A 2,294-nucleotide genomic window follows, 5' to 3' on the forward strand; every position below is an offset into this window, starting at 1 on the left:
GATGTGTATAAGAGACAGCGCCTCGGCGGCGGTGCCGGCGCTCGCGGGGGCGTGGTCGCGCAGGATCCGGGCGGCGGCGTCGAGCCGGCCGCCGGTCAGCGGCCGCAGCAGGTGGAGCCGGGCGACCTGGCCCCAGGTGGCCCGGGTGCTGTCGCGGGTGGTGACCAGGACGGCGCCGGGGCCGGTGGCGGGCCGGATCCAGCCGGTGCCGGCGCTCAGCGCGCCGGGGCCGTCGAGCAGGGCGGGGTCGTCGGCGTTGTCGACGACCAGCAGCCACGGCGTGTCCAGACGGGCCAGCCGGGACCAGAGCAGGTCGGCGGTGTCACCGCGTTCCAGCTCCTCCTGCGTCACGCCGGCCTGGCGGGCGACGGCGCGCAGGGCCGCCTCCAGGGCGGGGCCGTTGCGCGCCTCGACCCACCACACCCGGCAGCCGGCGGCGCTCCGGCGGGCGGCGATCTCCAGGGCAATGGCGGTCTTGCCGCATCCGCCCATGCCGCACAGGGCCAGCAGCCGCCCCTCGGCGCCCGGATCGGCGGCGAGTTCGGCCTCCAGGCGTTCCAGGGTCTCCTCGCGGCCGCGCAGTGGGCGGCCGGGGTCGCGCAGCCCCAGGGGCGGGGTGACGGTCACCGCCACGGCGGGCGGGGCGGCCGGGTCGGACATCCGCAGGGTGATGTCGGCCCGGCCGGCCTGGACGACGTTGCCGTGCACGGTGCCGCCGGTCAGCCGGTTGTCCACCCGGCTCTCCGCACCGTCGGAAGCGACTGCTCCGGCCGCCTGCTCCTGGTCCCCGCTCACTCACAACTCCCAACCCCGCCACGTGCGTTCGTCGGCCTACATCCTGGCGCACCGGCGGCCCGCCGACCGGAGAACGGCGAGATCCCCGCCGGGCCCGTCCCGTGACCGACCGTCAGTCGAGGAGCTGAGCGCCGAGGACGGTCCCCGCCGGTGCGCCGGGGAGGACGTAGGCGACGGCGGAGGCGGTGTGGGTGAGGAAGGGGTTGAGGGCGTCGCGCTCGGCGAGGCGGCTCTGGACGCGGGTGAACTGGGCGGTGTCGCGCACGAAGGCGGCGAACAGCAGTCCCCGGTCGTCCGGGGCGTCGTCGTAGCCGTAGCCGCGCCGGAGCATCCGGGCGCCGCCGTCGAGGCGGGGGCCGGTGAGCCGGACGTGGGCGGTGGCCGGGATGACGTAGGCGCCGTCCGGGTGCTTGGCGTAGAGGTCGGGCTCGTCGTGCTCGGCGGTGCCGGTCAGCGGGGCGCCGTCGGCGGCGCGGCGGCCCATCGCGGCCTCCTGCCGTTCCGCGGGGAGGGCGGCGAAGGCGGCGGTGTCCATCCGGATCCGCCGGTAGACCAGGAGGGTCGCGTTCTCGTGCGGGCCGGGCGGGCCCCAGACCCACTGCCGGGCGGCGTCCTCGTCCGGGTTGGCGGTGCCGTCCTTGAAGCCGAACAGGTTGCGCGGGGTGGCGCCCGGCCGGGTCGGGGGCAGGAAGCCGGACTGCGACCAGCGGGGCACGGCGCCGGCGGAGTGGGCGGCCGCACCGGCGAGTTCGGTGAGGACGGCGAGCGTCCAGGGGTCGGCGGCGGAGAGCTGGAGCAGCAGGTCGCCGCCGCCGCGCGCCGGGTCGAGGCGGTCGCCGGGGAAGGCCGGCGGCTCCGTCAGTCCGCCGGGGACGGCGAGGGCCAGCCTGGCGGCGAGGGCCGGGCCGAGGCCGACCAGTGAGGCGGTCCGGGGCGGGCCGTCGTCGCCCCGCAGTCGCGGGTCCGGCGGTGTGCCGGCCGCCGTGGCGGAGAGGAGGCGGGTCCAGTCGGCGAGCAGGGTGCGCAGGGACGCCCGGTCGGCGGCCGGGGAGTTCGGCGGCAGGTCGAAGGCGAGCAGCCGGGTCGCGGGGAGTTGAGGTCCCGTCAGTCCGGACTGGCGGGCTCCGTGGAAGGGGATCGCGGCCTCCACGGGCGGCGGGCCTGCCGGGGACCGGCCCGAGCCGGTGGACCCGCCGACCGAGGGGCCGCCGTGGGCCAGTTCAGCGACGGTCGCGCCGAGGCCGGCGGCCAGCACCGCGCCGGCCGCGAGCAGTGCCCGGCGCCGCCCGGGGCCGCTCGCGGCCGGACCGGCGGGCGGGTCCGACGGCAGCGCGTTCTCCGCCAGCGCATTCTCCGGTTCGGTGGGCATGCGCCCTATTGGAGACGATAGAACACGTCCTATGCAAATCACGTTTCGTGTTCGTCAGTTGACTCTTGCGGTGGTGGTGGCGGCGCTGGCCGCCGGGACGACCACCGGGTGCTCCTCCAGCGGTTCGGAC

2 protein-coding genes are annotated in these 2,294 nt (G+C 77.4%); both read right to left on the reverse strand.

The window, feature by feature from the left end:
• Positions 1-795, reverse strand: a 795-nt coding sequence (locus VR45_RS38180) for an ATP-binding protein (RefSeq protein ID WP_199926088.1), incomplete at its 3' end; no start/stop codon positions are given.
• A 112-nt stretch (positions 796-907) separates the two neighbouring features.
• Positions 908-2,164: a Dyp-type peroxidase gene (locus VR45_RS38185; RefSeq protein WP_078897410.1), complete on the reverse strand. Its 1,257-nt coding sequence runs from the start codon at positions 2,162-2,164 to the stop codon at positions 908-910.
• Between the last annotated feature and the right edge of the window lie 130 nt (positions 2,165-2,294).

Source organism: Streptomyces sp. NRRL S-495, from assembly GCF_000966955.1.
Classification (GTDB): Bacteria; Actinomycetota; Actinomycetes; order Streptomycetales; family Streptomycetaceae; genus Kitasatospora; species Kitasatospora purpeofusca.

Excerpts from the sequence above, each read along its gene's own strand:
- VR45_RS38185 (WP_078897410.1), bottom strand. The coding sequence starts at position 2,164 with ATGCCCACCGAACCGGAGAATGCGCTGGCGGAGAACGCGCTGCCGTCG.